18 protein-coding genes are annotated in these 24,295 nt (G+C 65.6%); 11 read left to right on the top strand and 7 right to left on the bottom strand.

What is annotated here, in order from left to right; all coding sequences use genetic code 11:
- Nucleotides 1–91 precede the first annotated feature (91 nt).
- The 10 genes from atpA (at nt 92) to FB461_RS07135 (ending at nt 12,573) form a co-directional block, all read left to right on the top strand.
- Nucleotides 92–1,723, top strand: a complete 1,632-nt coding sequence (atpA, locus tag FB461_RS07180) for a F0F1 ATP synthase subunit alpha (protein ID WP_142120239.1) — start codon at nt 92–94, stop codon at nt 1,721–1,723.
- A 2-nt stretch (nt 1,724–1,725) separates the two neighbouring features.
- A complete protein-coding gene (locus FB461_RS07175; protein ID WP_142120237.1) occupies nt 1,726–2,619 on the top strand; it encodes a F0F1 ATP synthase subunit gamma in 894 nt (297 codons plus the stop codon).
- Nucleotides 2,620–2,707: 88 nt separating this feature from the next.
- Entirely contained in the window at nt 2,708–4,189 is a 1,482-nt protein-coding gene (gene atpD / locus FB461_RS07170; protein ID WP_142120235.1) for a F0F1 ATP synthase subunit beta, read from the top strand.
- A gap of 49 nt (nt 4,190–4,238) precedes the next feature.
- A complete protein-coding gene (locus tag FB461_RS07165; protein WP_142120233.1) occupies nt 4,239–4,514 on the top strand; it encodes a F0F1 ATP synthase subunit epsilon in 276 nt (91 codons plus the stop codon).
- Nucleotides 4,515–4,575: 61 nt separating this feature from the next.
- Entirely contained in the window at nt 4,576–4,953 is a 378-nt protein-coding gene (locus tag FB461_RS07160) for a DUF2550 family protein (RefSeq protein WP_170222646.1), read from the top strand.
- Nucleotides 4,954–4,968: 15 nt separating this feature from the next.
- Nucleotides 4,969–5,664 carry an endonuclease NucS gene (gene nucS, locus FB461_RS07155; protein ID WP_142120228.1) on the top strand — a complete coding sequence of 232 codons (696 nt, stop codon included), beginning with the start codon at nt 4,969–4,971 and terminating at the stop codon, nt 5,662–5,664.
- Between the two features lie 246 nt (nt 5,665–5,910).
- On the top strand, nt 5,911–7,734 hold the full coding sequence (locus FB461_RS07150) for a substrate-binding and vWA domain-containing protein (protein WP_246046064.1): 1,824 nt from the start codon (nt 5,911–5,913) through the stop codon (nt 7,732–7,734).
- A 50-nt stretch (nt 7,735–7,784) separates the two neighbouring features.
- Nucleotides 7,785–8,768, top strand: coding sequence for a hypothetical protein (locus FB461_RS07145; RefSeq protein ID WP_142120226.1), 984 nt, complete (start codon nt 7,785–7,787; stop codon nt 8,766–8,768).
- Between the two features lie 63 nt (nt 8,769–8,831).
- Nucleotides 8,832–10,139 (top strand): toxic anion resistance protein, encoded by a 1,308-nt coding sequence (locus FB461_RS07140; RefSeq protein ID WP_142120224.1) that lies wholly within the window; start codon nt 8,832–8,834, stop codon nt 10,137–10,139.
- Nucleotides 10,140–10,389: 250 nt separating this feature from the next.
- Nucleotides 10,390–12,573, top strand: a complete 2,184-nt coding sequence (locus tag FB461_RS07135) for a CAP domain-containing protein (RefSeq protein ID WP_142120222.1) — start codon at nt 10,390–10,392, stop codon at nt 12,571–12,573.
- Between the two features lie 3 nt (nt 12,574–12,576).
- On the opposite strand, the gene pstB is transcribed toward FB461_RS07135, so the two are convergent.
- From pstB to pstC, 7 genes are all read right to left on the bottom strand, one after another.
- The gene (gene pstB, locus FB461_RS07130; RefSeq protein WP_142120885.1) at nt 12,577–13,326 is read right to left on the bottom strand and encodes a phosphate ABC transporter ATP-binding protein PstB; all 750 of its coding nucleotides are present in this window, start codon (nt 13,324–13,326) and stop codon (nt 12,577–12,579) included.
- A gap of 305 nt (nt 13,327–13,631) precedes the next feature.
- Nucleotides 13,632–14,642, bottom strand: a complete 1,011-nt coding sequence (locus tag FB461_RS07125; protein WP_142120220.1) for a sortase — start codon at nt 14,640–14,642, stop codon at nt 13,632–13,634.
- A gap of 134 nt (nt 14,643–14,776) precedes the next feature.
- Entirely contained in the window at nt 14,777–16,798 is a 2,022-nt protein-coding gene (locus FB461_RS07120; RefSeq protein WP_142120218.1) for an Ig-like domain repeat protein, read from the bottom strand.
- Nucleotides 16,799–16,918: 120 nt separating this feature from the next.
- Nucleotides 16,919–19,507 carry a hypothetical protein gene (locus FB461_RS07115; protein ID WP_142120216.1) on the bottom strand — a complete coding sequence of 863 codons (2,589 nt, stop codon included), beginning with the start codon at nt 19,505–19,507 and terminating at the stop codon, nt 16,919–16,921.
- Nucleotides 19,504–21,288 carry a phosphate ABC transporter substrate-binding protein PstS gene (pstS, locus tag FB461_RS07110; protein WP_142120214.1) on the bottom strand — a complete coding sequence of 595 codons (1,785 nt, stop codon included), beginning with the start codon at nt 21,286–21,288 and terminating at the stop codon, nt 19,504–19,506. The genes FB461_RS07115 and pstS overlap by 4 nt, the downstream gene beginning before the upstream one ends.
- Entirely contained in the window at nt 21,288–22,559 is a 1,272-nt protein-coding gene (gene pstA / locus FB461_RS07105; RefSeq protein ID WP_142120212.1) for a phosphate ABC transporter permease PstA, read from the bottom strand. Before pstA ends, pstS begins: the two co-directional genes overlap by 1 nt.
- 40 nt (nt 22,560–22,599) lie before the next feature.
- The gene (gene pstC, locus FB461_RS07100) at nt 22,600–23,580 is read right to left on the bottom strand and encodes a phosphate ABC transporter permease subunit PstC (protein WP_246046063.1); all 981 of its coding nucleotides are present in this window, start codon (nt 23,578–23,580) and stop codon (nt 22,600–22,602) included.
- A 462-nt stretch (nt 23,581–24,042) separates the two neighbouring features.
- Between pstC and nrdH the strand changes: the two genes are divergently transcribed.
- On the top strand, nt 24,043–24,294 hold the full coding sequence (nrdH, locus tag FB461_RS07095; RefSeq protein ID WP_142120208.1) for a glutaredoxin-like protein NrdH: 252 nt from the start codon (nt 24,043–24,045) through the stop codon (nt 24,292–24,294).
- Nucleotide 24,295: the final 1 nt, after the last annotated feature.

Here is a 24,295-nt window from a genome sequence, read left to right as displayed (position 1 = left end):
GCTGCGGTGGTCGCGGTCCGAGTGCCCGTCCACCATCACATAAGTGAAGCATCAAATTGCGACCGCCCAGCGGTCACGACAGGAGTAGAAAATGGCTGAGCTGACGATCCGGCCCGACGAGATCCGGGCAGCGCTGGACAGCTTTGTAAAGTCCTATGAGCCCACCGGCGCAGTTACCGAAGAGGTTGGCCGCGTCACGCTCGCCGGGGACGGCATCGCCCAGGTCGAGGGACTGCCCGGCGCGATGGCCAACGAGTTGCTGCGCTTCGAGGACGGCACCCTCGGCCTCGCCCTCAACCTCGACGTCCGCGAGATCGGTGTGGTGATCCTGGGTGAGTTCACCGGCATCGAGGAGGGCCAGCAGGTCCGCCGTACGGGGGAGGTCCTTTCGGTTGCCGTAGGCGATGGCTACCTCGGTCGCGTCGTAGACCCGCTCGGTACCCCCATCGACGGTCTCGGGGATATTGAGACTGTCGGACGCCGCGCACTCGAACTCCAGGCTCCCGGCGTCATGCAGCGCAAGAGCGTGCACGAGCCGCTGCAGACCGGCATCAAGGCCATCGACTCGATGATCCCGATCGGCCGCGGGCAGCGACAGCTGATCATCGGCGACCGCCAGACCGGCAAGACCGCCATCGCGATCGACACGATCATCAACCAGAAGGCGAACTGGGAGTCGGGCGACCCGAGCAAGCAGGTTCGCTGCATCTACGTCGCGATCGGCCAGAAGGGCTCGACGATCGCCGCGGTGCGCGGCGCGCTCGAAGACGCCGGTGCGCTGGAGTACACGACCATCGTCGCTGCTCCCGCCTCCGACCCCGCCGGCTTCAAGTACGTCGCTCCCTACACCGGCTCGGCCATCGGTCAGCACTGGATGTACGAGGGCAAGCACGTCCTGATCGTCTTCGACGACCTGTCGAAGCAGGCGGAGGCCTACCGCGCTGTGTCGCTGCTGCTCCGCCGTCCGCCGGGCCGCGAGGCATACCCCGGTGACGTCTTCTACCTCCACTCCCGTCTGCTGGAGCGTTGCGCCAAGCTGTCGGACGAGATGGGCGCCGGTTCCATGACCGGACTGCCGATCATCGAGACCAAGGCCAACGACGTCTCGGCCTACATTCCGACCAACGTCATCTCGATCACGGACGGCCAGATCTTCCTCCAGTCCGATCTGTTCAACGCCGACCAGCGTCCTGCTGTCGATGTCGGTATCTCCGTGTCGCGTGTTGGCGGTTCGGCGCAGATCAAGGCGATGAAGAAGGTCTCCGGTACCCTCAAGCTCGATCTGGCCCAGTTCCGCTCGCTCGAGGCGTTCGCGATGTTCGCATCGGACCTCGACGCCGCATCCCGTGCACAGCTGAACCGTGGATCGCGCCTCCTCGAACTGCTCAAGCAGGGTCAGTACCAGCCGTACCCGGTCGAGGACCAGGTCGTGTCCGTGTGGGCTGGCACGAAGGGCAAGATCGACGACGTTCCGGTGCAGGACGTTCGTCGTTTCGAGAGCCAGCTGCTGGACCACCTGCGCCGCAACACCGAGGTTCTTTCGACCATCGCCTCCACGGGCAAGCTCGAGGACGAGACCGAGGCAGCGCTCGACGCCGCCATCGATGAGTTCCGTCTGAGCTTCCTCACCTTCGACGGCTCGCCGCTCACCGGCGAAGACGCCCAGGAGGAAGAGGCGCTGGAATCTGAGCCCGAGCAGATCGTCAAGCAGAAGAAGGCCTGATCGTGGCCGGTTCTCAGCGGATCTATCGCGCGCGGATCAAATCGACTCAGTCCCTGAAGAAGGTCTTCCGGGCCCAGGAGCTGATCGCCGCCTCGCGCATCGGAAAGGCGCGTGACCGCGCCCAAGCTGCGGTTCCGTACTCCCGTGCCCTGACGCAGGCAGTGTCGGCGCTCGCAACGCATGCGCACGTCGACCACCCGCTCGCATCGCAGCGCAGTGACACGAACAGAGTCGCCGTGCTGCTCGTGACGTCGGATCGCGGTATGGCCGGGGCCTACACGGCGAACGTGCTGCGCGAGGGCGAGCGCCTCATCGAACGGCTGACAACGGAAGGCCGCGAGGTCGACATCTACGTGGCCGGCCGCCGCGGTGTCGGATACTTCCAGTACCGCGGTCGTGAACTCGTCAAGAACTGGACGGGCGAATCGGATGCCCCGTCGCCCGGACTCGCCGAGGACATCTCGAAGGAACTGCTCGCGCGATTCCTCGCACCGGCAGAGCAGGGCGGCGTCGCCGAACTGCACGTCGTGTACACGCGGTTCGTCAACATGGTGACGCAGCAGGCGCGCATCCTGCGTCTGCTGCCGCTCGAGGTCGTCGAGGGTGTTGCCCCCGCCGGCGAGGATGTGCTGCCGCTGTACGACTTCGAGCCGTCGCCCGAGGACGTCCTCGACGCGCTGCTGCCGCGCTACATTCAGTCGCGTATCCACTCGATCCTCCTGCAGGCGGCCGCGTCCGAGCTTGCTGCGCGTCAGCGTGCGATGCACACCGCGACCGACAATGCCGAGGATCTGATCCGCACCTACACGCGGCTGGCCAACCAGGCACGTCAGGCGGAGATCACGCAGGAGATCTCCGAGATCGTCTCTGGCGCCGACGCACTGAAGGCATCGTGATGAACGTGATCACCACCAAGATAAGAATCATTATTGAAGGCGTCGCCGCGGGCGTCGCAGTTTCAGGACTAGAAGAGCGAGGCCAGGAATGACCGCCACCACAGTCGAGAACCCGGCAGCAGCGTCAGCGGCGTCAGCTTCTGGCCGCGTTGCCCGTGTTATCGGACCCGTCGTCGACATCGAATTCCCTTCGGGCGCGATTCCCGACATCTACAACGCACTCACCGTGCCGATCGACCTGTCGAACCAGGGCGAGGGCGAGACGAGCTTCAACTTGACGCTCGAGGTCGCTCAGCACCTCGGTGACAACCTGGTTCGCGCGGTCGCGCTGAAGCCGACCGACGGCCTGGTCCGCGGCTCCGAGGTGACCGACACGGGCGCACCGATCTCGGTGCCGGTGGGCGACGTCACCAAGGGCCACGTCTTCGATGTGACCGGCGAGGTCCTCAACGCCAAGCCCGGCGAGGTCATCGAGGTGACCGAGCGCTGGCCGATCCACCGCAAGCCCCCGGCATTCGACCAGCTCGAGTCCAAGACTCAGATGTTCGAGACCGGCATCAAGGTCATCGACCTTCTCACCCCGTACGTCCAGGGTGGAAAGATCGGCCTCTTCGGTGGTGCGGGTGTCGGCAAGACCGTTCTGATCCAGGAGATGATCTACCGTGTGGCGAACAACCACAACGGTGTGTCGGTGTTCGCCGGTGTCGGCGAGCGCACCCGTGAGGGCAACGACCTCATCGAGGAGATGACCGACTCGGGCGTCATCAAGCAGACGGCTCTTGTCTTCGGGCAGATGGACGAGCCGCCGGGCACGCGTCTTCGCGTCGCGCTGTCCGCCCTGACGATGGCGGAGTACTTCCGCGACGTGCAGAGGCAGGACGTGCTGCTGTTCATCGACAACATCTTCCGCTTCACCCAGGCGGGCTCCGAGGTCTCCACGCTGCTCGGCCGTATGCCGTCCGCGGTGGGCTATCAGCCGAACCTGGCTGACGAGATGGGCGTGCTGCAGGAGCGCATCACGTCGACCCGCGGCCACTCGATCACCTCGCTGCAGGCGATCTACGTGCCGGCGGACGACTACACCGACCCGGCTCCGGCAACGACGTTCGCGCACCTCGACGCGACGACCGAGCTCAGCCGTGAGATCGCCTCGCGCGGTCTGTACCCCGCCGTCGACCCGCTGTCGTCGTCCTCGCGCATCCTCGACCCCCGCTACGTCGGTCAGGATCACTACGACGCCGCGACCCGCGTCAAGCAGATCCTGCAGCGCAACAAGGAACTGCAGGACATCATCGCGATCCTCGGTGTCGACGAGCTTTCCGAAGAGGACAAGACCGTCGTGGGTCGCGCTCGTCGCATCCAGCAGTTCTTGTCGCAGAACACCTACATGGCCGAGCAGTTCACCAACGTGCCGGGTTCGACGGTGCCGTTGAGCGAGACCATCGAGGCCTTCACCAAGATCGCGGACGGCGAGTTCGACCACATCTCGGAGCAGGCGTTCTACAACATCGGTGGCCTCGAGGACCTCGAGCGCAACTGGGCCCGTATCCAGAAGGACTACGGAGTCTGATCGACCGCCCAGCGGTAGTCAGTTGGACCGACAAGTGAGGAATTCTTTCGTGGCCAATCTCAAGGTGAATGTTGTCTCGAGCACCAGCACGCTGTGGCAGGGGGAGGCGAAGATGGTCGTCGCGCCCGCCGCGGATGGTGAGATCGGCCTGCTCGCAGGCCACACCCCGCTGTTGTCCGTGATGCGGCAGGGCGAGGTGCGGATCACTCCGCTGGACGGCGGCGCGCGCGTCTCCGTCACGGTGTCAGGCGGCTTCCTCTCTGTGGATGACGACCAGGTGACGGTTGTCGCCGAAGACGCAGAACTGACCACGACTCGCAACTGACGAACCAGTAGCTCAGCAGGTGGTAGGCGACATTCTCATCCCAGTTGGAACGGTAGCCGGCGTGGCCTTCGTGGTCGCACTGGCTACCGTTCTGCGTTTCCGCTGGCTCGCTCGCCGGCCAGGGTCGCTCATCGCGTCCTGGCGCCCGGCTCGCGAGGGCGCCAAATGGCGCCTGGGCATCCTGCGCACCCAGTCGCAGCGCGTCGACTGGTACGGGGCGCGCTACCTGATTCCGTTCGCCTCGCGGCGCTGGCCTCGCGGCGATCTGGAGATCCTATCTCGTCGAAAGCAGCGTTCGTCCGGTGGCGAGGAACTGGTGATCGTGGTGCTCGTCTGCGCCGGACGGAAGTTCGAACTCCTGATGTCGCAACGGGCGTATGCGGGCCTGGCGTCGTGGTACGAGTCGGCGCCGCCGCAGGCTACCGCGGTCGTTTACTGAGGGATTAGGGGAAACATGCGATTGGTTATCGCGCACTGCGCGGTGCGATACTCGGGGCGCCTCGTCGCCTATCTCCCTCCGGCTACCAGGGTGTTGATGATCAAGGCCGACGGGTCGGTGCTGATCCACAACGACGGTGGCTCCTATAAGCCGCTCAACTGGATGATGGCGCCATGCCAGCTGGCGGTGTCCGAGCCTGACGAGGGGGCGCGCGAACGGGGCGTGACCGAGTTATGGACCGTGCAGAATCAGAAGACGGACGACCGCCTTGAGATCGAGGTCGTCGAGGTCTTCTCGGATGTGCAGCAGGAACTCGGACACGATCCAGGACTCGTCAAGGACGGTGTCGAGGCGCACCTCCAGGAGTTGCTCGCCGAGCAGATCGCCCTACTCGGTAACGGGCACACTCTGGTTAGGCGTGAGTACCCGACGGCGATCGGACCGGTTGACATCCTCGCCCGCGACTCGGCCGGTGGCTCCGTGGCCGTCGAGATCAAGCGACGAGGCGAGATCGATGGAGTCGAGCAACTGACGCGCTACCTCGAACTGCTCAATCGCGATCCGCTACTGCGACCGGTGCGAGGCGTCTTCGCGGCACAGGAGATCAAACCGCAGGCCCGCGTCCTGGCCGAGGATCGCGGCATTCGCTGCGTGGTGCTCGACTACGATGCGATGCGCGGCGTGGACGACGCCGATTCACGCCTCTTCTGAGTTCCTCTCGCCGCTCGGACCCCCAGGCGCAGCCGCATCTTCGTGGTTCGTCTCCGCCGATGGGCGCCACCGCGCGGAATAGCGATTCGACCGCGCTCGACCCGGCTTGACATAGACTAATACGCATCGGTGCGGATGCCCGGCAGGTGCTGCCGGTGAGGGTTCGCCGCTAGGCGTGATACCGCTCGGCCCGCCGATAGTGATTGCATGCAAGCCGGGTTCCGCAACGGGAAAGGACCACCGAAAGTGTCGAACGGAGCATTCCGCTTTAGGGTCATGGCAGCGGCGGTCGCATTGGGCGTTGTGGCGACCACGCTCGCTGGTTGCTCGGGCGAAAACGATACCCCGGATACCGATACCATCGTTGCGGACGATGGCTGCACGCCGGTTATCGTGGCAACCTCCTCGGAGAAAGTAAACCTGATGGAGGATCTCGGTGAGCTCTTCAAGAAGTCTCCCGAGTACTCAAGTCTGAGCGAATGCGCGACGGTGTATCCCGTGAACGTTGCGTCGGGAAAGGCCGCCAAGTACCTCTCCGACTCGACGACGGAGTGGGCGCTCGGAAACGACACCGCGCCTTCGGTGTGGTCACCCGCATCGACGGTGTGGACCGAACGAGTGGCCTCCATCGCCGGCGAGAAGGTCGTCGCGGGAGCCGAGAGCTTCGCCAAGACCCCGGTCGTGTTCGGCATGCCCGAATCCATGGCGAAGGCACTCGGATATCCCGCCAAGGACATCGGCATCGCCCAGATCCACGAACTCATCGAGAATCCGGACGGCTGGGGTTCCGTGGGCAAGTCGCTGTGGGGATCGTTCAAGATCGCCAAGACCAACCCCAACAGCTCGACCACTGGGCTCTCGACGCTGCTGATGCAGGCGTACGCGGCCTCGGGCAAGACGCAGGACCTCACCACCGCGGACGTCGGCGCGGCCGAGGAGTTCTCCCGCGTTTTCGAATCGGGCGCGATTCACTACGGAGACACCACCGGCAAGGTGCTGCAGAACCTCGCCGACAAGACGACGGGCGGCGGCTCCTCATACGTCAGCGCGATCACGCTGGAGGAGACCTCGCTCTACAACTACAACATCGGCAACCCCGACTCGCACACGGTGCAACCCGGAGAGACGCTCACACCGCCCGATGAGAAGCTGGTGGCCATCTACCCGAGCGAGGGCTCGATGTGGAGCGACAACCCTGCGGTCGTGCTGAACGCGGACTGGGTGACGCCCGAGCAGAAGACTGCGGCCACTGCATTCGTCGAGTTCCTGCACACGAAAGATGCCCAGCAGGTACTCCCCGAGTACGGCTTCCGGCCACTCGATGCCAGCGTCGATGTGAGCACGACTCTGAACGGCATTGTTGGAATCGACCCCGCGCAGCCGAAGACGACGCTGCCGCAACCGGCACCCGAGGTCGTCTCGGCGGCCATCGACCAGTGGACGCAGATCCGCAAGCCCTCAGCGATCCTGCAGCTCATCGACGTCTCCGGCTCCATGGACGAGGTCATCGACGGCGGCAAGACGCGTCTCGACGGTGCGATAGCGGGTTCCACCACCACTCTCGGCGAGGTTCGTTCCACGGACGAGATCGGGGTGTGGGCCTTCACCACGGGCCTGACCTCGGAGATCGACGGCACGCAAGCCGAGGGAATCGCCGTCGTCCGGCCGTTCAGCGTTCTCGGCGGCGACAAAGAGGCTATGCGCTCTGACATTCAGGATCTGGCCAACGCCCAGCGCGGTGGCACGCCGCTCTACGACGCGATCGCGACCGCGTACGACTACATGAAGCAACATGCTGAGACGGGTCGCATCAATGCGATCGTGGTTCTCTCCGACGGTGAGGACACGGACTCGCGCATCCAGCTCGACTCGCTGATCCAGAAGATCAACGCGGACCAGAAGGAAGGCGGCAACGACAAATCGGTGCGCATCTTCGCCATCGCCTACTCGTCGTCCGCGGATGTCGAATCCCTCGAGAATCTGGCACGTGCTTCCGGCGGTCAAGTCTTCGACGCGACCGATCCGACGAAGATCACCGAGACGTTCCAGTCGGTCATGAATAATTTCTAGCAGTCGGCTTCTGCCGGCTATAGGTTCTACGCGAATTCGAGGAGACACGGGTGTCCGAGGTAGACCAGATCGTTCAGGCGTGCGGTGACCAGCCGGTGTGCCTGTACGACGGCGCCTCGATTGCGAACCCCACCGAATTGCAGGGGGTTCTCCCGTCCGGGGTGCGGGTGATCGTGATCCCGCAGCCGGATGCCGCGCAGAGCATCCCCACGAACACCATAGCGAGCGGCGTCCGCAAGGCCACGGGGGACGACACCGTCATCGTCATCGAGGACCGGGCGACGGACCGCTTCGTCGTCGACTCGGGCCAGGACGCCGATGCCATCACCGCTTCGCTGTACTCCCAGGGTCAGGCGGACGGCGGAATGGCGGTCGCCGCGGTGGCATCGACGCTCGATCGCGGGCAGCCGTCCAACGCCGCCGATGATGGCTCATCAGCCGGTGGGATCCTGTTCGGGATAATCGGCGTCGTCGTGCTCGCCGGTGCTGCGGCTGGCTTCGTGGCCGGTGTACTCAGGCGGAAGCGGAACAGGACCGAGGGCCGGCGAATCTCCGCGCGCCGGCTGGACAAGGAGCTGAGCGAGGCACTCGACGGCGAGGACGGCGAGTTCGTGCAGGATTCGATCAAACGGCTCGGGGACCGTGCCACCGCACTGCCGGACCTCGGCCCGCTGCTGGCGGGTCTGCAGGGCCACGTCGCGGAGCTCTTCGTGCGAGTACGCAGGCGCGGCACCGACCAGCAGATCCGCCTGCTCCAGTCGCAGTACAAGGACACGCTGGGAAAGCTGCTCAAGGCGCTGGATGACGATTACTACGGCGACGTCCGGGCCAATCCGCAATACTGGAGCAACCCCGACGCGCGCCTGACAGAGGTGCAGCGCGCGGTGGGCTCCGTCGACCGGCAGGCGGTGGAGAACATCAGGCAGGTCAACGAATCGCGCGACCTCGAGTTTCAGGTGGCGCTCGATTCGCTCATCAAGAACGTCGACGAAGCCAAACTCTCGGACGTCTACAACGATCGCGATACGAACTGACCCGCTGGGAAAATCAAGCAACGTCGACCGGCAAGCAAGGCCCACTTACCAAGGAGGAAAGCGATGTCCACGGAAACCATAGCGGTGGATTTCACGACACTGATGGAGCCCGCCGATACTCAGAGCGCCGAGGTGCAGGGGAGTCCGCTAGAGACCGCGATCGCGGACGTGGCCGGTACCGATGTGGACGTATCGCGCCCCGCCGAAGCGGCGTTCAAGTTCCGCAGCCTGCTCACCGAGAAACAGCGCGCCGATCTCGAGAAGGGCGCACCGGGTCTCGCGAAGAAGTTCGTTGCCGACGTGAACCAGATCGTCAGCTTTGGCGCCCCGATCATGCGCAAGATGAACGATGCCTCAACTCAGTTGCTGGAGGCGCAGCGCGATATCAAAGTGCCCGAGGCAGACGTGATCGTCAACGACATGCTCCGGGAGATGGACGGCTTCGAGAAGAAGTGGCGCTCCGTCAAATTGGAGAGCGCAGTCGAGTCGATCAAGAGCTGGTTCAAGAAGGGCAAATACACGCTCAAGACGATGGTGCGCGAGTCCAAGCCCCTCGTCGCGAAGATCGATCTCGCCGAGGTAAAGCTGCAGGAGATGGAAACGGCACTGGCCGACAACATCGCGCGCGGGCAACTGCTGCACAAGCAGACCCTTGCCCACATGGATGACGTGGTGGCGGTGCTCGCAGCGCTCGAGCAGGTTATCGAGGTGCTGCGCGCGGACTTCGACGCTGCCGATGCCACCCTGCGCGCCGCGGAGGCCGCGGGGGCAGATTCGGTCGAGTACAACGGCGAGACGATCGCGACCAGTGAGTTGCGTGAGATCCACGCGAACCTCTCCTTCGTGCTCTCCGAGACTGAGAAGACCTGGTCCGACTGGCGTTCGCAGTTCTTCCTCGGCTTCGCGCACGCACCCGCCACACGCAACCTCGTCGTCACCACGTTCGCGCTCCGTCGTCGCCTCGCGGCCTTCCGGACGATGGGTCTGCCGTCAGCCCGGCAGTCGCTCGCGCTATGGCAGCAGGCGGCCTTCGCGAAGGAGGGGGCAGAGCTGGGCGTGGCCGTGCAGGACGGCACCAACAAGCTCATCCAGGGTGCGTTCAGTGAGGCGGCATCGTCGATCGAGGCCGTGGCCAATGCGGCACAGGCGCCCATCATCACGGAGGAGACAATCTGGGCGGTCATCGATTCCGTGAAGTCTCAGTGCGCTTCCATCGTGCAGGCCGACAAGGCGGGAAGGGCGCTGCGCGCGCGCAATCTGCGCGCGCTTGAGGCAGGCGAGAGCAAGATCGAGGATGCAGTGATCGCTTCGCAGCGCGCCATCGCCGACGCGAGCCGGGGTGCCGCAGCGCAGGCCTCTCCGATCGAATAGCCAGATCGGCAGCCGATCGACCATCGATTGCGGGTCTCTGGTGCGTATGCCGCTCGCGTCGACCTCTTGCGAATGAACGCAATCCCTGCACCCGATTCGGCGAGGCGTACCGAGTCACCCCCCAGCGTCACGCCCAGCATTAACCCTGGGGTCGACTCTGGGGATTTCACGCAACCTCCCCGGGTGACAATAGGGACATATCCCCGTTGCGCCCGTTGCGTCAGGGGCTCTTGACTCGGAGGTCTTCAGCATGTCGTCGGAGCGAACCCAGGGCCAGTCGCTGCGCCACTTTGCCGCGCGCTTCCGCGAACCAGCGGCGGGGAAACAGCGCCGCCCGGCGAACCACGCGGTCAGCACGGCTGTGGTACTCGCCGTTGTCGTTGCCGTGGCGTACTCGGCCATTTCGATAACCCCGGCCACGGCCGCTACTCGCTTCGCAGACGCATGGACTTCGGCCATCGAGCCCGGGATCACGGCCGGTTCCCGGGTCACGTCGGAGGTTGCCTGCTACAACACCACGCTGAAAATCACCGCCAGTTCCTCGGAGCAGGACAAAGACGACGCGTTGAGTGCGGTCCGATGCCTGCTGAACAATGAGCGCCTGGCGTGGGACCTGCCGGACCTCACCCCCTTTGCGATGCTGGACGAGGCCGCGCGGGTGCACAATGCCTGGATGGCGGGCACGCACGTCTTCGACCATCTCGAGACCGGCGCAGGCTCGCTGCCCACGCCGCCGGATCGCGTCGCCGCGGCCGGGTACAACTGGTCCTTCGTGGCGGAGAACATCGCGGCGGGCCAGACAACCGCGAGATCGGTCGTCGATGGATGGTTGCACAGCGTTGGGCACTGCAAGAACATCCTGTCGCCCAACCCGACCGACTTCGGTGTAGCGGTCTCTACGGGCTACGTGTCCGTCGGCGCATCGAACGTGAGTCCGATCTGGACGAACGTTTTTGCGCGATGGTCCGGGGCTCCGGCCCCCTCGTCCGAAACCGCCGGCATGCTCGCGTGTGACGCGGGACTCGGCTTCGAGCCGAGAAGCGGCGAGCTGCGTAACCAGGCCGAACCGGCGATCACGGTGACCGATGGTGCTGGCCATCCGGTGGCGTCGAGCGTCAACGAGACGCACAACCCCGGCTACGGCACGGAGATGGAGCGCATCTTCACGCTGACGAACACGAGCGCAACCGCGATCGTCAATCCGTCCTTCGTAGCCACGATGACGGACCGACCGCTTGATCAGCCGTGGCTCGGGATCGGGGACGTGACGTGCGTCTTCGATGATCCGGACACGCCACAGGTAGTACTGGTCGAGCAGGACTGCATGGGCACGGGTGAAGGCGACGGTAGGCTGTACATCCCAACGACGATCTCACCCGGCGAGTCGGTCAAGGTGAAGGTCGGCAGCTACAACGGCCCGAGCTTGGAGAAGTTGACTGGCAACGTTACCGGATTTCAAGTGACGTTCGGCGGGCGCGTCACGGAATCGGGGAGTTATGTGCCCTCGGCGACGGGCGACCGCGTCTTCTCGATGCGCTGGTCGTGGGTCATCTCCCGCACCTCAGTCGGATTCGGCATTCCCAGCGTGCAGGACAAGCCCACCGCCGATCTGGTCATCGGCGCGAACGGGACGACGACGTGGCGCGTCCCGGTGTACAACAAGGGCGCAGACACGCTTCCGCTCGCGGCAGTGATCTTCGTGAGTGCGGCGCGCGGAGCGAAGATCGTATCGGCCAGCCTGCCCGGGGCGAGCTGCGTCGCGGGCAAGAGCTACGCGGACAGCAGCAACGGCGTCCGCTGCACACTTCCGGCGGGCACGCTGACCTCGAATGCGACCCGGCAACTCACGATCGTCGCTCGCCCTAAGACGGCAACCAAGGCGAAGGCCGGTGGCAAGTACCTGGATCGCGGCGCGATCGGCGTCGCTATGTCCATCGGATCTGACAAGTCCCTGCTCCTGGCTTTCAAGACGGATGTAGCCGTCGGGGGACCGTTCTTCGACACGCTCCCGGCGGATTACCTGGGCGTGAGGAAGGGGCGCGTCAAGCCGGACAGCAACCTCGACAACAAGATGCGAGCCGCCGGATTCTGCGTCAAGGGGAATGACTGCGATCTCAACCTGAATGGTCAGTGGGATTCGCAGGAGGGTTCCAAGGCAAAGGGCGGCACGCCATCGAAACTGACGGTCAAGGCCAAGGGGGCGAAGCGTAAGGTCTTCTTCGCGGTGAAGGTCACGGCCAAGAAGAAGCCCGCAAAGGGCTACGTAACGGTCTCGCGCGGCAAGAAGCTTCTGAAGATCGTCGTCCTCAAGAAGGGCAAGGCCAGCATCACCTTGGCCAAGCAGGCCAAGGGCACCGGCAAGTACACGATTACGTATCGCGGACGCGGTACCGTCCTGAAGTCGACCAGGACGCTCACGGTCAAGATCCGCTGAGACTCAGCCGAAGCGGCCGTTGACGTAGTCGTTGGTCCGCGAGTCCTGCGGCGAGTTGAACATGGCGTCGGTGTCGCCCCACTCGACGATAACGCCCGGCGTTCCCGCCTCGGCGAGGAAGAAAGCGCACTGATCCGACACACGGGCGGCCTGCTGCATGTTGTGCGTGACGATCACCACGGTGACGTCCTCGGTCAGCTCCGTGATGGTCTCCTCGATGCGCCGCGTCGACGTGGGGTCGAGTGCGGAGCATGGCTCGTCCATCAAAAGAACCCGCGGGCGAATCGCAAGCGAGCGCGCAATGCACAACCGCTGCTGCTGCCCACCCGATAGCCCGCCGCCTGGCTGGCGCAGGCGATCCTTGACCTCGTTCCAGAGTCCGGCGCGGCGCAGCGAGGTCTCGACTAGTTCCTCCTTCTCGTCCTTGCTGCGCTTGGTTCCGGTCAGCGCGAGCCCGGCTATCACGTTGTCCTGGATGGACATCGCGGGAAACGGGTTCGGTTTCTGGAAGACCATGCCGATGTCGCGCCTCGCCTGCGTGACGCGCAGTGCCGGGTCGTAGATGTCCTGGCCGTCGAGCAGCACGGCCCCGGCGAGCGCGGCGCTCGGCACGAGCTCGTGCATACGGTTGAGGATGCGCAGGAACGTCGACTTACCACAGCCCGACGGGCCGATCAGGGCCGTGACCTTGCCCTTGGGCATGCTCAGCGATACGCGATCGAGGACCTGATGGGTGCCGAACCACGCCGAGATCGACTCGGCGCCGAGTTCTCCGGCGTTACTCTCCTTGGCGGGCCTGGAACCCTCTGGTGTGACCCGGGGGAATACGGCCTCTTCCTGGGCTGTTGAGGACGAGTCCTGAGCTGCGTTCTGCGGGAGCGTGGCACGCTGGGGCGCGGATTCGACGGGGCTCGGTACATGCGGCCGGGCACCGCGGGCCGGCGCATGCTGCGGCTGGGCGGAATCGGTGGCGGAAAGCGTCGACGAAGTCACGGGCTCACATTTCCATATCTTGTTGACGTGAAGGTGAACTGGAGGGGGACATTCGGTGCCGCGGCTCAGATCAGATTGGGCAGCACGGCGAAGAGCGATTGCGTCAGCAGGTAGCTGATGAGGACGAAGACTGGCGCCCCCACCAGATAAGCCTGAGCGCGCCCCCACCAGTTCCGCAGCCAGATGACGACGGCGACGACCCCGGCCCAGACCGCCAGCCAGATGATGACCCACGGCCACGCGGCCTGATCGGACGCGAAGGCCTGCTCATCGTCACTGAGTTCGGCGGTCGAGATCACCGAACGGGGAGTGGGAAACGCCTCGGACGTGAGGTCCGCGTCGACTCGCAGCACTCCGGTCGGTAGGTACGGCGTGCCCGATGCGGTCACGAGCGTGAGACGGCCTCGGCCCGCGCCGAGCGAAGCGGGGAGCGGGTCGCCCGCCCGTCGGAAGCCCGCGATGGTGTAGATCGCCGTGCCCTGCCCAGTGGTGACGGTGATCTCGTCCCCGATCGCGAGAGTTCCGATTTTGCGGAACGGTCCGCCGAAGGTGGCCTGCCGGCCCATGACGACGCTCGCGCCGAGCTGACCTGGCAGGACGGTGTCTCGACGGTGCCCAGGGCCGGACTGCAGGATGTCCGAGGTGGTGCCGGAGAGGAATACCTCGTCCAGGCCGAGTTTGGGGATGTGGATCACCCCGATCGGGGTACCGGGCGTGATCAGGCGATCCGAGGTGGTGAGCTGGCCGACTGGGCTGGTGCCGTTGGCCAGCGCATAGCGCAGGTCGTTGTAGGCGATGTGCTGGGCCCGGTGGTGCTGAAGGGGCGAGAAGAGCAGTACCTGCACGACAACGCTGAGCAGAAGCAGTCCGAGCGTCTGCAGCACGAACCCGAGGATGCGCGTGCGGTCCTCGCCATCGAATTGCGGCATCGCGGCCGTCAAGGCGGCGCGACGCTCTCGCGGTTCGGCCTGACGGGGCGCGTCGTAGCGCGCGGACGGCGCGTCGGCATGCGACGCGACGGGTTCCGGGGTGGGAGATGCCGCCAGGACCGCGGGTGGCTGCTCAGTGATGGTCACGTGGACGTTCTCTCGTTCTGCGGGAAAAAGTGACGGGGGCGGGAACGGTGCCGCGGTAGTGCGACACCGAGTGGTGCCGCACTACCGCGGGGCAGCGAGTGACGAGGCGCGAGATCGGAGCGCCTCGTGAGGCGCTACTTCTTGGCGGTGATGGACTTGCTCGAGCTCGCCTTCGCGACGAGCACTGCGCCGCCGTAGGTGAACGTCACCTTGTTCTTGCCGGCCTTGAGCTTCTTGAGCTTGAGGGTGGCCTTGCCGTTCTTAACGGTTCCCGTGCCGACCTTTTTCTTGCCGACCTTCGCAGTGATCTTGCCGGCGGCCTTGACGCCACTGACCTTGACGGTAACGGCGACCGTAGCGCTACGCTTGCCCGCCTTGACCTTGCCGACCTTGACGGCCGCCTTGGCCTTGGCGACCTTGACCGTGGTCGCCGCGTTCGATGCGATGGCGGCGCTCGTCGCCGGGGTGAACACCGCGCGAATCGAGTACGACAGCTTGCTCGCCTTGAACGTCGTGCTGGCCGTCTTGGCGCTGGCCGCGACGGTGACGGGGTTGCCGAGTGCCTTGGCGCCATCGAAGAACGTGACGGTTCCCGCGACGGAAGGCTTGGTGATCGACGCGGTGACCGTGACGGTCTTTCCGGCGGTCGGCGCCTTGCTCACCGTCAGAGCGATCGAGGTCGCGGCGGGAGCGGGGACGCTCGCCGCGCTCACGGTGATCGGCGATGCAGGGGAAACCGCCGCGCCGACTCCGGCGAGGTTCGGGACGAACTCGGTGGTGATGTCCATGCCGCCGGACGCCGCTGGCGTCCACTGCGCGGAGGCCGTGTCCTGCCCCTTGGCGATCGTGGTGCTCGCGAGAACGGTCGAGCCGTTCTTGAACGTGAGCGTGCCGCCGCCGTTTCCGAACGAGGTCACCTTGGCACTGAGCGTGCTGGCCTTGCCGACCTGCGCGGAGGCGGGGATCGTGGCGGCGATGGTGGCCTCGGAGGGGGCGTACGCGCGGATCGTCGTGTCGCCGCAGTCCGTGGTGGTGCCGAATCCGAAGGACTGGATGACCGCAGTCTGCTGGCAGACGGCCGAGTTCGATCCGACGAAGGTGGCGCGGATGACGGAGTTCGGGTCGTCAGCGTACTTTGAGGGGACGATGTTGTACACGGTCCGGTTGTACGCCTTGAAGTTGGGGTTGAGGGCGTAGCTCGTCCCGCTCCCGATGGTCGGTGTCTGTAGCGTGCCGGCTACCGTCACGCCGCCGAGCTGCGCGTTCGCCCGGTGGTCGGTGACCTTCCCGTTCGCCTGCGAGATCCACTGAGCGATCGAGAAGGGCACGATCGTCGCCTTCTGCTGCTCCGCGTTGCCGGTGACGAGCGCTGCGCCCTTGTGCTCCTGCACTGGAGCGCCGCCGAGGTCCGTGGCCTTCAGGTTCGGGAAGGTGTTGTTCGAGATCTGTGCCTCGCTGATGTCGACCTGGCCCAGCCAGTACGACCGCGTGCCGGACCCGGCCTGCGGGATGTAGGTGGTGATACCCACGGACGTGTAGCCGGCGGGTACGCTGTCGGTCTTATCGAGGAGCTGGCTGGCTTCGCCGGTCTTGTAGGCAACTCGGTCGATCGCGCCCTTGTAGATCGAGATGAGCTGGTCCTTGGTCAGATCCTTCGGCAGGACTGAGGTCGGGGACACCGCGTACGTCACGGCATCAACCGCGAACGGCACGTATGTCAGCACGCCGCCCGCGACGACGTTGCTACCGGCGCCGGAGGAGGACCGCGCGAAGTCGATCTGCCCCGCCACGGCCGCGGTCTCGACCGAGACGGTACCGCTGCTGAACGTCGATACGGAGGCGGAACCGGTCTGCCCGATGGCTACGCGCAGAAGGTTCACGCCCGCCCCGGAGCCGTTGGCGCGGGGAATCGCGGTTCCGCCGGCGCGGGTGACGACGGTTCCCGACCCGGTCGCGTCGTAGGACGCGACGAGGTTGCCCGGAATCGCACTGGCGATCCCGTTAAGCACGTCCTGGGTGGTGTCGGATCCGAGGCCGACGAGGGTCCCGAACGCGCCCCCAGCGGGGTCAGCGTGGACGGGAAGCGCAGCAGCGGCGAACAGGAGTGCGCCAGCACCGATGCCTGCGGCCACGTGGGCCGTCTTCTTGGCAATCATCGAGGGAGTTCCTCTCGTTTGATGAGTATGAGGTGTGTCATTTCGATTGACGTGATCATCTACGCAGTCCTGAGCGACATCGAGGTCGCAGTCAGGCGTCCGAAAAGCGAATTTCAGGCATCAGGAAGGCAAACCTCGGGCCCGGCGTACCAGCAGCGGGCCGAGAATGGAGCACGGCAGCCCCAGCGACATCGCGCCGATGGCTCCGGTCCGCCACCCTCGGGTGGACACGGCTGCGGTCAACACGGGTTCGGCGGCGGCCGTCTCCACCGCTACGGGTGCCGGCTCGGCGGGCGGGGGCGCGGTATCCTCGCTGGGTTCCGCCACGGGAGTCTCGACCGCAGGGGTCGGTGTAGAGGCCGAAGGGGCCGGCGCGGTCGGAGGTGCCGGTTTCTCCCGCTCGTCCTTCTTGGTGTCGTCCTTCTTGACGTTCTTGTCGTCCTTGGGCTTTTCCGCCGTCACGGGGCAGAGTTTCTTTATCCCGGCCGAATCGGTCAGCAGAGCGGACAGCGTGGTCAGTGAGTTCTTGTCGGCGGCGGTGAGGGGAAGGTAACCAAGCGGCAACTGCCCCTTGGCGGCACCACGGGCCTGTCCTGCGCCCGCCGCATAGGTGAGGAAACGCGAATAGTCCTTCAGTTCGGCGGTACTGGCGCGGCACACGTTCACGGCCGCGTAGCTCATAGTGGCCAGGGGATACGCGCCTAGCGTGCGCTGCGTCGGGTCGTACACCCGGACGGTCTCGTCTGCAGCCGCAGCTACGAAGGAATCCAGCCCCTTCGTGACCGCGGACTCGCTTGCCGCCACCTTCTGCCCTGCCTCGTTCACGAGCGACGCCGTGCGCAAGCCGAAGCGGTGGGCGGAGGTACGGTCGGTGAGCGCGAGCTGGAAGCGGTGTCCAGGAAGTTGCGCGCCCGAGGCAACGAACGACGACGGCTGACGGAACTGATCCCAGACGATCTTCGAACCCGATTCACCGCGCTGGGCCCGCTGCGCGGCATCGAGCATATCGGTCATGTAGGGGCGCAGGTCGAGCGTGCCGAAGCCGGGCTCGGGCACGATGCTGGAGGCGCGATAGGTCGTCAGGTCGGCCTTGGGGAAGGAATCCGTCGGTGTGTTCGCCAGATCGAGGGTCAGATAGGCGGGATTGATCTTCATGCCGTGACCGTCGTCCTCGCCCGAGAGGAACGCGCGGGCGTACGGGTCCGACTGGAGCCACTGCCACACCTGCGCATTCGCGTCGGACGAGCCCAGGGACACGAGCAGGCCCTCGGGTGCCGTCGCGGCCATGAAATCGGAGAACTCCGGATTGAGCTCCACGAACTCCGGATCGGTGACGATCGAGTAAGGGTTCGACGTGATCGGGGCGGTCGTACCGCCCCCCGGGACATCGGCCCGATACGACTGCGTCAGGAGTTTGGCGATCAGTCGCGCGTTGAGAGTCAGGTCGGACACAGGGGTGCCGCCGAGTTCCCTGTGCGTGGCGCTCTGCTTGAGATCGCGCTCAATGTTGTAGCCGAACACGATCGCGCTGCGCGCTATTGGCGCGTAGCGCAGCACGTTTCCCGTCGCCTTCTCCTTCGACACGGGATCGGATATCACGGCCAGGCGGGCGGCGCCGTCGATCGGGGAGAGGAGCTGAGTGCGGGCTTCCTCGTCGCCGATCTGCGACCAGCCGTAGGTGGTGCCCGATCCGCACAGGTTCGACTGCCACGAGGTCATTGCCTCGGAGAACAGCTCATGCCCGACGAGACGCCGCTCGGCATTGCCGAGGGGGCAGTTGGTTCCCACTGCCTGGAAGGACAGGTCGAACACCATGCGGTCCGCCCAGTTGGTAGCCGTCAGTGGGGATCCGTTCAGCATGCCGTCGTCCAGGTCGTCGACGTTCGTGCCGCCAGCGGTGGTGTCCGCCCGCGGTACGACGACGAGCCAGCACCCGCGCGGTTTGCCGCCGGTGACGGCGCCGCACCCCAGGTGCGGCGCGTCCATGGCGTTGAGGGTGTTGAAGACGATGACGCCGGAGCCATCCGCGCTGGTTCGCGCCGCGGAGACCTCGTTGGTCGTGGCCGAGGTGTAGTAGGGACTGACGTCGGTGACGCGGTCACCGTCCACCGTTTCGAACGGGACGGAGTAAGCGCGCAGGTAGGGGTTGGACGCAGGCGGGGGGACGAGGTACTCGTCCGAGTACTGCTGAGCGGGATCTTCATTGAGCCGGAGGGTTCGGCCCCCGACCCGATCCCCGAGCATGGCCGCGATTCCTGTCGACGGTGTTCCCCACATGCACTGCTCCGGCGAGGGGCCGGCGTCTTCGTCTCCCCAGCACTGCATGACCTGAAAGAACGACTCCGAGAATCGGCTCACCGGGGTCGGGGCGGCCCCGGACCACGAAACGGTGATGCCCTGCGTGGTCAAGTCCTTGGTCTGGCTCACCGTGACGGTGATGCCCGCAAGCGCGTTGTAGGAGGCTTTCGCGGGATCACGTTCGCCCAGGAGAGCGGGATCGGCCCACTGCTGGGTCACGGCCGAATCGGTGGTCGCACCCCAGTCATCGTCACTCGCCGTGACCGACCGGCTGCCCGCACCATTCGCGGTCGTTGATGCGATCAGCAGGACGCCCCCTAGGGCGTTGGCGGACAGGCCGACGACGCCGAGGACGATGCCGACCCTGCGCAGGACGCTCACGCGCGACCCGCTTTCCCAGCGCGCCGTCATCGGACGCCTCCCTTGGCTGAGTACGAGCCGTTCCTGCGGCGAGCGAGGAAGGCTACCAGGGACGGTGCGGCGATAGCGAGGGCCGCCGCGCCGATGGCCAACCACGCCCCAGCCGGAACCACCGGCGCCGCTGAGTTCTCAAGAGTTACCGGCTCGGCGATCACATTCATGCACACGCCGGTGTCCGGTTCGCAGACGACGGGTCCGCCGCCAAAGTCGGGCCCCACGACGGAGCCTCCCGCGTCGCCGCCCCCGGTGACCGTGTTGTCCGTATCGGCCGCGCCGCCGTCGGTGCCCGCATCGCTGGCTCCATCCGTGGCCGTGTCGGCGCCGCCACCGTCCGTACCACCGCCCGATTCTGTCGACGTCCCACCGCCAGTCGAACCCGTCGTCCCGGAACCTGTGGTCCCACCCTTGGTGGTGCCGCTGGACGTCTTGGTGACTGCGGTCTTCGTCTTCTTCGCACCGCCGGTGCCCTGGGTGCACTGCTCGACACCCTTCTTGTCGCAGTTGTCTGGCATCGGAGCGTTCTTGGCTAGCGTGTTCGTCCCGTCGGGGGAGAAGGTGGGGTTGTTGCATCCCTTCAGGTCGATGGATTGCGCCGCGACTCCGGGAATCGCCCGCACCTGTTCTAGTCCCGCCTTGACGAGGTTGATGGGCAGCGGCGAGTAACCGAGCACCTCGGCCTGCTGCTGGCCCTCGCACAGGAAGTAGTAGGAGAATGCACCGAGCGTCTTGCCCTTGGCCGTCGTGAACCCCGATTGGGTACCGGTCGGGACGATCAGGTAGCTGTACGAGGACAGGGGATACGTCCGCTTGTCGTCGCTGCGAAAGACCCCGGTGAGCTCCTGGGTGAGGTAGCTAGGCGAGTTCTTGTCGGTGTTGATTTTGGCGGACAACAGCCCGACGGCGACGTTCGAGGCGGTCGGCTCGACGTAGTAGCCGGCGTGGTTGAGCACCTTGGCGACCGGGTATCCGGTTTTCAGCGCGTAAGAGTACTCGACGTAGGTGATGGTGCCCTCGTTCGCTCGCTGCGCGACGTAGCCCGCGACGCCCTGCGAATTGGGCTGCGCGACGAAGCCCTTGCCCGCGACCGTGGGGTAGTTGGAGGTGACGCCGCACGGCGTGGATCGTCCCGCCGCCTTGCAGTAGTTGTCCCACAGCGACTGATGCTCGGACGCCATCCACGTCGTGAACTGTGCGGTCGAGCCGGAGCCGTCGGAGCGGACCACCGGCACGACCTTGCGCGCCGGCAGCGACAGGTTGGGGTTGTCCGCCGCGATGGCGGGATCGTTCCACATGGTGATGTCGCCGGTGAACAGCTTGGTGAGCACATCGCCCGACAGCCGCAGGTTCGTGACCTGCTGTCCGCCGATGCGCAGGTTGTACATGAAGGCGGTACCGCCCGCGACGATGGGCATATAGGCGAAGCCTCGCGACGGCGGGGTATCGACGACCCCGCCGTCCTTGAGTCCGTAGGGGATCTCGGAACTCGCGAAGTCGATGGTGCCTGACTTGAACTGGTTTCGCCCGTCGGAGGAACCGGTGGACGCGTAGTTGACGCGCATGCCGTACTGCTCCACGTTTCGGCGCCACTGATCGATTGCGTTGGCTGACCATGACGATCCGGCACCGCTGATCGGGACGTAGGTGTCGGCGTTCGCCGCTGGGGCGAGCGCGAGGGCGAGGCTGGCGGCGAAGCCGCCCGCCAGGACGAGTGCCGCGACCTTGACGAGGTGGCGTGCCGGTACTCCGCGGCGGGCCTGAATGGGGTTCGACATCACTGTTCCTGGATGGTAGGCGTGGAGGTGGGAAGGTGGGACTGTTGGGCGGCGGGCGAGCGCGCTTCGTCGGGCTCGGATGCGGGGCGATCGCCGCGCCCGCGCCGCGCCCGAGTGGCGCGGCGAACGAGGCCCGTCAGGGTGTGCAGCACGGCCTCGCGCCGGTCCTGGCGCCGGGCCTTCTTGGCGGGACTGTCGGCGCCGATGACCCGGGCGATCACGAACAAGGTGACCACGAGCGCCATGAGCACCGCTGCCGTGCCGAATCCACGGGCGATCATGTTCGGCTCTGGGGACTTGACGAACTGGAAGATGGCGAGCGGTAGCGACACCATGGGGCCCGACAGGGGATTGGTGTTCATCGCCGCGGTGAATCCGGAGGTCAGCAGAACCGGAGACGTCTCGCCGATCCCGCGGGCGGTGGCGAGGATAATCGCCGTGGTCAGGCCCGACCGGGAGGTGGGCAGCACCACTTGCCAGACGGTCTTCCACTGGCTGGATCCCAGGCCGTACGCGGCCTCCTTGAGCGTGTGGGGAACAAGGCGGAGCACCACGTCGGCAGACCGGATCATGATCGGCAGCATCATGATCGAGATGGCCAGGGCGGCGGCGAATCCGGACTTGTCGAGCCCGAACATGTAGATTGCCGTGGCGTAGATGAACAGGCCCGCGACGATGGAGGGCAACGCGGTCATCGCCTCGACGACCGTTCGGACGAACCTGGCGAACGGTCCCGGAATCTCCGAGAGGAACACCGCGGTGGCGAGACCCAGCGGAATGGTGATCGCCAGTGCGATGCCGATCTGGATCATGGTTCCGGTGATCGCGTGGAGAACGCCTCCGACGTCCAGCGGGTCGAGTGGCCCGGCGAGTGACATGTCCTGGGTGTAGAAGTTCGGATGCGGCAGCGCGGGGAGCGCTCGAGCAACCGTGAACACGACGATGAAGACCAGCACGAGCAACACCGCGAACGCGAGCGTGTGCACGACCACCATCGCGACGCGATCACGCACAGCGGGGCCGTTCTCGGTGATCGCGGCGACCGCCGCATAGATCCCGACGAACACGATCAGTGTCAGGGCGATGAAAGCGGGAGCGCCGCGAACGGGTGCGAGCACCAGCGAGGCGAATGCGGTCAGCGCGAGCGAGGCGATTGCCGAACCGAGGAGGGCAAGCACGTCTCCAACGCGCGTGTTGGACAACTGCCGTCGCACTTGGCTCGCTGTCACGTCGGGCGCCTGGTCGATGCGGACCTGCGTGGCGATGGTCATGGGAGAACTCGTCCTTCAAATCGAACTGGGGGGCGCGCGCTCACGAACTCGCCCCGGAGCGGGAGCGCGCCACGACGGTGGACGCCGCGAAATTGACGACCAGGGTCATCAGGAACAGGGCCAGACCCGCGGCCATGAGCGCAGACATGCCCATGGGCGTCGCCTCGCCGTAGCGCAGGGCGATGAGGGCCGAGACGGAGTTGGTGCCATTGGCCAGGATGTGCGGCTGGATGACGAAGACGGGCGAGATGATCATGTACACAGCGATGGTCTCGCCCAGCGCCCGGCCCAGCCCCAGCATCGTGCCGCCGATGATCCCGCCCGCCCCGTATGGCAGCACGACCGAGCGGATCATGCCCCAGCGGGTCGAGCCGAGTGCCAGCGCACCCTCGCGTTCACCCAGGGGAGCCTGCATGAAGACCTCGCGCATGATCGAGGTCATGATCGGGGTGATCATCATCGCCACCACTATGCCGGCGATGAAGGTCGAGGACGTGTAGACGGTCGAGCTCGCGAGCGGATCGTGCGGGTCCACGCCGTCCACGCGCAGCAGGGGGATCCAGCCGAACACCGTGGAGATCCACCGGGCCACGGGGACGATCTTCTCCTGCAGGAAGAACACCCCCCACAGGCCGAACACGACCGACGGCACGGCGGCCATGAGATCGACGATGGTGATCAGCGTTTTACGCAGGCGCGGTGGGGCGTACTCGCTGATGTAAAGGGCGGTGCCCATCGCGAGGGGAAGCGCGACCGTGACGGCCACGCCGGCTATCAGGATCGTCCCGACGATCACGGCCGCGATGCCGAAGTTGCCCGAATCGGGTTCCCACGCCTGGGTCGTGAAGAAGCCTGGGCCGGCTACCCGGAGGGCCTCCCAGGCGCGGATGAGGAGGAACACGCCGACGAACGACATGATGAGCAGCACGGTCGTGCCGCTCGCGCGGACGCTACCGCGGAAGACGCGGTCTGCGGTTTCGCGCTTGGTAGTCAGGCGCCGAGGGGTGATGACGGTGTCCACGTGGTTGTTTTGGCCTGTCGTGTCGAGAGGTCGGGGGGTCAATCCCTCATGGTCCAGGCAGATAGCGACCGGTGATCGACGGTCAGGGGAACGAGAGGTGAATCGTTGGTGGCGACACGCCGGTGGGAAAAATCTTCGAGTCGTTATCCACCGCCCGTGGACGAGTTTTCCGGGACGATGTGGAGGCCGAATCGGCGGGTTGTCGCGGCCCAGTGGGCCCTCGTGGCGAGTCATGCGCAGGTTGTCCACAGCCGAACCGATGCGACGCGCAAACACTATCCCTAGTAGTGCAGGCGAGTGTCCGCCACTAGGTGTAGTGTTGGATGAGCAGGGGATGAGCGAGGGAAACCACGCCCCGTTGCGAATGACAACAACGTAATTTCAGCAGTGTCAGCACTTTGCGCCCGACCCGGTTTCGGGGCGAGCCGGGCGGGTGCGAGCGAGCAGGAGGAACTCGTCAAAATGAGCATCACGGTCTACAGCAAGCCGGCTTGTGTGCAGTGCGACGCGACGTATCGTGCGCTGGACAAGCGGGGCATCGAGTACTCGATCGTCGACATCAGCCAGGACGTCGAGGCGCTCGAGATGGTTCGTTCACTCGGGTACCTTCAGGCGCCCGTCGTGATCGCCGGTGACTCGCACTGGTCTGGTTTCCGTCCCGACCAGATCAGCCAGCTCGCTCAGCAGGTCGCGGCGAGTTCCGTAGTGGCCTGAC

Origin of the sequence: Rarobacter faecitabidus (genome assembly GCF_006716265.1) — a bacterium.
Taxonomy (GTDB): Bacteria; Actinomycetota; Actinomycetes; order Actinomycetales; family Cellulomonadaceae; genus Rarobacter; species Rarobacter faecitabidus.
The sequence above is the reverse complement of the archived record's forward strand: the minus strand, read 5'-3'. Positions and strand labels throughout refer to the sequence as shown.